The 6,315-nt window shown below is 73.0% G+C and carries 8 protein-coding genes; 2 read left to right on the forward strand and 6 right to left on the reverse strand.

The annotated features are described in order from the left end of the window. Positions 1 to 107: 107 nt before the first annotated feature. Positions 108 to 776 carry a pyridoxamine 5'-phosphate oxidase family protein gene (locus H5J33_RS19675; protein ID WP_181796242.1) on the forward strand — a complete coding sequence of 223 codons (669 nt, stop codon included), beginning with the start codon at positions 108 to 110 and terminating at the stop codon, positions 774 to 776. A 21-nt stretch (positions 777 to 797) separates the two neighbouring features. Here the strand turns inward: H5J33_RS19675 and H5J33_RS19680 are convergent, their stop codons facing one another. The 4 genes from H5J33_RS19680 to H5J33_RS19695 form a co-directional block, all read right to left on the reverse strand. Continuing rightward, positions 798 to 1,250, reverse strand: coding sequence for a universal stress protein (locus tag H5J33_RS19680; protein WP_181796243.1), 453 nt, complete (start codon positions 1,248 to 1,250; stop codon positions 798 to 800). A gap of 134 nt (positions 1,251 to 1,384) precedes the next feature. After that, positions 1,385 to 1,843 (reverse strand): cyclic nucleotide-binding domain-containing protein, encoded by a 459-nt coding sequence (locus H5J33_RS19685; RefSeq protein ID WP_181796244.1) that lies wholly within the window; start codon positions 1,841 to 1,843, stop codon positions 1,385 to 1,387. A 149-nt stretch (positions 1,844 to 1,992) separates the two neighbouring features. Continuing rightward, positions 1,993 to 2,625, reverse strand: a complete 633-nt coding sequence (locus H5J33_RS19690) for a DinB family protein (protein ID WP_181796245.1) — start codon at positions 2,623 to 2,625, stop codon at positions 1,993 to 1,995. A gap of 108 nt (positions 2,626 to 2,733) precedes the next feature. Beyond that, positions 2,734 to 3,036: a hypothetical protein gene (locus tag H5J33_RS19695; RefSeq protein WP_258565238.1), complete on the reverse strand. Its 303-nt coding sequence runs from the start codon at positions 3,034 to 3,036 to the stop codon at positions 2,734 to 2,736. A 196-nt stretch (positions 3,037 to 3,232) separates the two neighbouring features. Here H5J33_RS19695 and H5J33_RS19700 point away from each other — a divergent pair, with 196 nt between their 5' ends. Then, the gene (locus H5J33_RS19700; protein ID WP_181796246.1) at positions 3,233 to 4,240 is read left to right on the forward strand and encodes a 2-hydroxyacid dehydrogenase; all 1,008 of its coding nucleotides are present in this window, start codon (positions 3,233 to 3,235) and stop codon (positions 4,238 to 4,240) included. Between the two features lie 19 nt (positions 4,241 to 4,259). Here H5J33_RS19700 and H5J33_RS19705 read toward each other — a convergent pair whose 3' ends face one another. Both H5J33_RS19705 and H5J33_RS19710 read right to left on the reverse strand, forming a co-directional pair. Continuing rightward, complete coding sequence (locus tag H5J33_RS19705; protein WP_181796247.1) at positions 4,260 to 5,360, reverse strand: sensor histidine kinase; 1,101 nt, start codon at positions 5,358 to 5,360, stop codon at positions 4,260 to 4,262. Beyond that, positions 5,357 to 6,010, reverse strand: coding sequence for a response regulator transcription factor (locus H5J33_RS19710; protein WP_181796248.1), 654 nt, complete (start codon positions 6,008 to 6,010; stop codon positions 5,357 to 5,359). The genes H5J33_RS19705 and H5J33_RS19710 overlap by 4 nt, the downstream gene beginning before the upstream one ends. Positions 6,011 to 6,315: the final 305 nt, after the last annotated feature.

Raw genomic sequence — 6,315 nt, forward strand, 5'->3', positions numbered from 1 at the left:
GGCCGTAGCCCGCCGGGGCCGGAAGCCGTTTGGCCAGGCCCGGCCCGGTGGCATCGGTCATGGTGGACACACGGGGCGACGGTCCGCAGCCCGAGGAATGAGGAAGCATGGCCGAACAGAGACCACCGGGACGGCTGCCGCAGGGCGACCTGGGGCGCCGCATCGAACAGCGCCGCAGGGAACTGGGCCTCACCGTGGAGGAACTGGCGTTCCGGGCGGCCATGGCACCGGCCTACATCGAGCACCTGGAGAAGCACAGCACCGCCGCGCCGGAAGCCGGTACGCTGCTCCGGCTGGCCGGGGCCCTGCGCACCAGCGCCACGGAGCTCGGCGGCGGACACGCCGACCTGCCGTCCGGCCTCGGGCAGGCCGCCCGGACGCCCCGCTTCACCGAGCTGGGCGAGGAGGACTGCCGCCGACTGCTGTCGACGCACGGTGTGGGCAGGATCGCGGTGTCCACCGAGGCCGCCCCGGTCGTCGTACCCGTCAACTACAGCGTCATCGACGACGCCATCGTCTTCCGGACGCAGGCCGGGACGGTCTCCCTCCAGGGGCTCGACCGGGAGGTGGCCTTCGAGGTCGACCGCGTGGACGACGCGCTCAGCCAGGGCTGGAGCGTCGTGGTGCACGGCACCGCCGAACAGGTGACCGACCCCGATGCCGTACGGCGTCTCGCCGAGCGGGCCTACAGCGCGCCCTGGGCCGGCGGGGAACGCGACGTCTGGGTGCGGATCGGGATGAGCGCCCTGACCGGCCGCCGCATCGACACCTGGTAGCCGGCGGCCGCCGGGGCCGGGTCAGCGCGGCCGGTCGTGGTCCTCCCGGACGACGACGACCGGGCAGGCCGCGTGCTGGGCGCAGCGCAGGCTCACCGAGCCCAGGATCGCGCGGGCGAAACCGCCCCGCCCCCGGCGGCCCACGACGAGGATCTCCGCCCCCTCCGAGGCCGTGATCAGCACGTCCGAGGGGTCGCCCTCCACCAGGATCTCCCGCATCCCGGTGGGCCGCTTGTCCGGGAAGACGGCGCGCATCGCCTCCGCGAACCGCTCCTGCGCCTGCTCCAGGTCGAACTCGGGGTCGATCGCGGGCCCGGTCCAGCCGATGGCCGACGGGGTGTCCCAGGCGCACACGGCCTCCACGAAACCGCCGACCATCTCCGCGTACCGCGCCGCCCAGCGCAGCGCCGCGTACGACGACGGGGAGCCGTCCACACCCGCGACCACGCGGGCCTTCGGTTCAGGGGGTTGCATGGCCACCTCACCAGCAGTCGTTGTCGGTACCCTCCACGCTGCCCGGGACGACGGAACTGTGCCAGCCGGGAAGTCACCTCCACCGCGCGGCGGCGAGCACGGGGAGTGAGCGCCCTCGTCACGGTGCCCGGTGGTCAGACCAGGCTTCCGCTGCCGTAGGGGGCGTACAGGTCGAGCAGCCGGACACGGGAGGCCAGCAGCCGCTCGACGAGCACCCGTCCCACCCAGACCGCGATCGCGCGGCCGAACTCCGGGTCCTCGGCGCACATGGCCCGGACCGTCCCGCCGTCGAACTCCCAGGCGCGCACCGGACTGATCGCCTCGGCGCCCAGGTGCCAGAGGTACGGCGGGTGGTACCAGGACCAGCCGACCAGCTCGCCGTGCCCCAGCGAGGCGACGACGGCGGGACGCCGGCCGGGCACACGGAGGTCGAGGGCGACCGTGCCGGTGCGCACGATCCACAGCCGGTCGGCACGCCGGCCCTCCTCGAACAGCCGGGTCCCGGCGTCGAAGGACACCTCACCGGCTGTCCGCATCAGCCGTGCGCGGTGCTCGGCGGGGAGTGCCGCGTTCATGGTGGTGGCAGACGTCATCACACCGGCTCCCTTCGTGTGGTCTGCCCCCAGCCTGGGCCGTATCCGTCCCTGCCACCACGGGCCGCACGGCCCGGCTCCGGGGCCCTTCGGCCCCCGCGCGGACCTGCCGCGAAGACGGCGCGGAGCACCGCTCCCCGCGGGCGTCCTCAGCGGCCGTCGGTTCGGGCGCGGGCGTGACAGAGGTCGCGCAGCAGGGCGATCTCGGCTCCGTGGTGCAGCAGTTCCTGGTTGACCCACCACACGACGTCGAGGAACGGTTCCTCCGGGTCGCTGCCGTGCGGATAGGTGCAGTACCCGACCGTGTCGAGGGTGGTGTCGTCGGCGCTGAGCAGTGCCCTTCGCCAGGCCTCGGCGCCGCTGGTGAAGGCGGTCGTCGCGGTCGCCGCGTCCCCGCTGATCCGGTAGTCGTCCCGGGTGAGCCGCCGGCCGCCGGCGGTGTGGTCGGCACGAAGGGTCAGCATCTCGCTCAGGTGGCTCAGGCGCCACGCGATGGTGGTGAAGGGCGGTGGCCAGGGGTGCGGGTAGGCGGCGGCGTCGCGTCCCCAGTCGCCCGTGCCCGCCAGGAACGTGGCGCGCGGCCCAGGCCCGTCCTCGCGCCGCCGCACCGACCAGCAGTCCGGCACCGGCTCCCAGAGGTACTCGTCGTCCGTCATCGGACCGACCGGGGTGTCCGTCCCGTCGCCGCTGTCCACGACGGGCCCCGCCATGCGGTCGGCGAGACGCCTGTACGCGAAGTCGAACTGCTCCAGCAGTGGCAGCAGGCGGGACGGCAGCGTCATCGCAGGCTCCTGTGTCGAAACCGGTTAGGAACGGTCCGCCAGACTGACACAGGACGAGCCGGAGGAGCGCGTCGTTTCCCGCGCGGCTCCGCCCGGGTGACTCCCCCCTTACCACTCCTCCTGCGGGGCGCGCCGGCATGCCCCGAAGGCGATCACCGCGGGGACGTGGTCCCGCCGCAACTGCCCGTAACAGGACCGGAGGGCCTCCTCGGTGCCCGGCGCTCCGGTGAGGCAGGCGTGCTCGGCCACCTCCGGGTCCGCTTGCGGGTGCCGCTCCAGCACCGTGCAGAAACAGGCCTGCGGGGACGCGTGGGCAGCCGGGGCGGCGGCGACGGCGCCGCCGAGAGCGAGAACGAGACCGCTGAGGGCAGCAGCGAGACGCACGAGGACCACGGTTCCTTTCGAGCCCACGCGACCCAGGGTGGTCACGGTGTGTAGTTGATCCGGTGGGGAGAGCGCCCGTGCGTGTGCTGGATGACGCGACCAGGGGCGGGAGGAGGAAACGCGGGGCGAACCTGATCCAGCTCGCGCACACCGCATGAGCCCTCCGGGGCGCCGGAGTCGGCGGGGCGGCCTACGGTGGGGTGAGCCGACGTAAGGAGTGCACGTGGAGATCGTTGCGTACGGCGTTCTCTCCGACGAGGAACCGCTGCTCAGGGCCGCGTTCGACAAGGCGTTCGCCGGGCGGCACGAACTGCGCTGCCTGCGGCTGTTCCTGGACCGGGACACCGTCCCGACGGCCGTCGGCCACGAGATCGTACTCAGCAGCGTCAACGACACGCTGGACGCCGGCGTGCTGCGCACCCTCGCCGAGGGCGGCACCCGGATGATCGCCCAGCGGTCCACCGGCTACAACAACATCGACCTCACCGCCGCCGGGGAACTCGGTGTCACGGTCGCCCGCGTCTCGTACTACTCGCCGTACTCGGTCGCCGAGTTCGCCTGGACCCTGGCCCTGGCGGTCAACCGCCGGATCGTCCGCGCCGCGCACCGCACCCGCGATTTCGACTTCCGGCTCGACGGCCTGATGGGCCGCGACCTGCGCGGCCGGACGGCCGGTGTGGTGGGCACCGGAAAGATCGGGTCGGCGTTCACCGCGATCGCCCACGGGTTCGGGATGCGGCTGCTGGGCTGGGACATCACGGAGAACCCCGACTGCCTGGCCCTCGGCATGGAGTACGTACCCCGCGAGCGGCTCTTCGCCGAGGCCGACCTGATCAGCCTGCACGTGCCCCTGCTCCCGGAGACCCGTCACCTCGTCGACGCCGGCACGCTGGACCTGATGAAGGACGACGCCATCCTGATCAACTCCAGCCGCGGCGGCCTGGTCGACACCGACGCCCTGCTGGCGGCCCTGCGCGCCGGACGGCTGACCGGCGTCGGCCTCGACGTGTACGAGGAGGAGGCCGGTGTCTTCTTCCTGGACAAGTCGCTGGAGGTGATGACCGACGAACGCCTGGCCCGGCTGATGACCTTCGGCAACGTCCTGGTGACCTCGCACCAGGCGTACTTCACCGAGGACGCCGTCGGCCAGATCGTCCGCACCACCGTGTCCAACGTCGAGGACTACTTCGCCGGCCGCCGTGGCGAGAACACGCTCGTCGCCGCGACATGAACCCCTCCGGTGCCCGCGCTCACCTCGTGTCCTGGGCCGGCAGCACGACACACAGCTCATAGCCGCCGTCGCTGGTGGGGCCCGAGGTCATGGTGCCGCCGAGCAGTTCGGCGCGCTGGCGCAGACCCAGCAGGCCGTGGTGCGCCCCGGGCAGGGGCAGTGGCGGCTGGGTCGGCGCGGTGTTGGTGACCCGGACCCGGACGGCGCCGTCGGCATGGCTCAGATCGATGTGCGCGGTCGCCCCCGGAGCGTGTTTGCGGGTGTTGGTCAGCGCCTCCTGCACCGTGCGGTAGACCGCGCGCTGGACGGTCGGCGGAAGCCCCTCGGGCAGGGCCATGCGCAACTCGGTCTTGATACCGCAGTTGTCGGCCAGCCGCTGGATGTCGCTGAGCGCCGGCTGCGGGGTGAGCTCCGTGGGGTGACCGCTGGAGGCACGCAGGACACCCACCATGTGGCGCAGTTCGTCCAGCGTCTGCACGCTCAGCCGGCGGATCGTCGCCGCGGCCTCCCTGGTGTCCGGGTCGCCCGCACCCACCTGCAACGCCCCGGCACGTACGGCGATCAGACTGACCTGGTGCGAGACGACATCGTGCATCTCCCGCGCCAGCTGCGCGCGCTCCTTGGCGAGGACGGCCTGGGCGGTCAGCAACTGCTGATGGTCACGCGCCTCCGAGATCTCCGCCAGCCTCAGCGACAGATCGCGCCGGGTCCGCACCAGCAGCCCCAGGAAGACGGCCGCCGCCGCCGTGGCGGCGCTGTACCCGACCGCGATGAGCGTCGGGGTATGCGTCAGATCCAGCTCCGGCGACGGCAGCGACGCCGTGTCGCCGACCGCGAACGCCAGGGCGCACACCACCAGCAGCGCCCGGGGACGGCTGAACGAGGCGAGCGTGTACAGCGCGGCCAGACAGGCGAACACCGCGTCGGACAGCAGGACGGCGGGGAGCGTGAGCAGGAAGGTGAGCAGCGGTTGCCGCCGGCGCAGCAGCAGGGCGACCGCGGCGGCCAGCGCGCAGCCCATCCGCAACGGCTCGTCGATGTCCCAGTGCGCCCACACGTCGAGGAGCGCCATGGCCACGGCCACGCCGTCCAGGAGCAGCGGGGACGGCCGGCGGGTCATCCGGCGCCCTCGGCGAGGAGACCGGCCCGCTGGGCGAGGAGGGCGGCCTGGACCCGGCCGCTGACCTCCAGCTTGGTCAGGATCGCGCTGACGTGGTCCTTCACGGTGCCGGTGCTCAGGTGCATCCGGGCCGCGATGTCGGTGTTCGACAGGCCCTCGGCGATCAGCACGAGCACCTCGCGCTCACGGATGGTCAGCCGCTCCAGGGCCTTGGGCGGGGGCTCCTGCGCTCCCGCGTTCAGATAGCCGTCCACCACCGTGCGCGTGACCTTGGGCGAGAGCACGGTGCCACCGCGGGCCAGGCTCTGCACCGCCGGCGGCAGCGCCTCGGGGTCGGTGTCCTTCAGCAGGAAGCCGGCGGCGCCCGAGCGCAGCGCCGTCTCCACGTACTCGTCCATGTCGAACGTGGTCAGCATGGCCACCACCGGGGGCTCCGCCAGCCGCCGGATGTCGCTCAGCACGGTCAGGCCGTCCACGTCCGGCATGCGGATGTCCAGCAGGACGACATCGGGACGCGTCTCCCGCACCGTGCGCAGGGCCTGTCCGCCGGAGACCGCGCCGACGACCTCGATGCCGTCGGCCGCGTCCAGAATGCGCTGGAAGCCCGTGCGGATCAGGGCTTCGTCGTCGACCACCAGTACCCGGATCACGTGTGCTCCAGCCTCTGTGGGAGTACTGTGTCCGATTCGTACCACGCCGGGCGCGACCGCGCCGCCGGGGGCGTCCCCCGTCATGTCCGCGGCCCCGGTGCCGTCCCCGCCACGGGAATGTCGTCCCCTGTACGGAGCTGCCGTACGGTGTCCGCCGCGGTGGCCGCGCGGCGGTCAGGTCAGGGCCGCCCGGCGAGGCACAGCGACTGCCGGCCGGCAGGCGGCGTCGGCAGGGCGCCGGGGACACTCTCCCCGCCCGTCGGCGGCAGCCGCCTTGGTGGTGCCGCGGGCGGTGTGAGCCGGGC

This window comes from Streptomyces sp. WELS2 (assembly GCF_013870595.1).
In the GTDB taxonomy this organism is placed as follows: Bacteria; Actinomycetota; Actinomycetes; order Streptomycetales; family Streptomycetaceae; genus Streptomyces.

What these genes read in the sequence shown, in the direction of transcription:
- H5J33_RS19675 (WP_181796242.1), top strand. Translation starts at nt 108, where the DNA reads ATGGCCGAACAGAGACCACCGGGACGGCTGCCGCAGGGCGACCTGGGG.
- H5J33_RS19680 (WP_181796243.1), bottom strand. Translation starts at nt 1,250, where the DNA reads ATGCAACCCCCTGAACCGAAGGCCCGCGTGGTCGCGGGTGTGGACGGC.
- H5J33_RS19685 (WP_181796244.1), bottom strand. Translation starts at nt 1,843, where the DNA reads ATGACGTCTGCCACCACCATGAACGCGGCACTCCCCGCCGAGCACCGC.
- H5J33_RS19690 (WP_181796245.1), bottom strand. Translation starts at nt 2,625, where the DNA reads ATGACGCTGCCGTCCCGCCTGCTGCCACTGCTGGAGCAGTTCGACTTC.
- H5J33_RS19705 (WP_181796247.1), bottom strand. Translation starts at nt 5,360, where the DNA reads ATGACCCGCCGGCCGTCCCCGCTGCTCCTGGACGGCGTGGCCGTGGCC.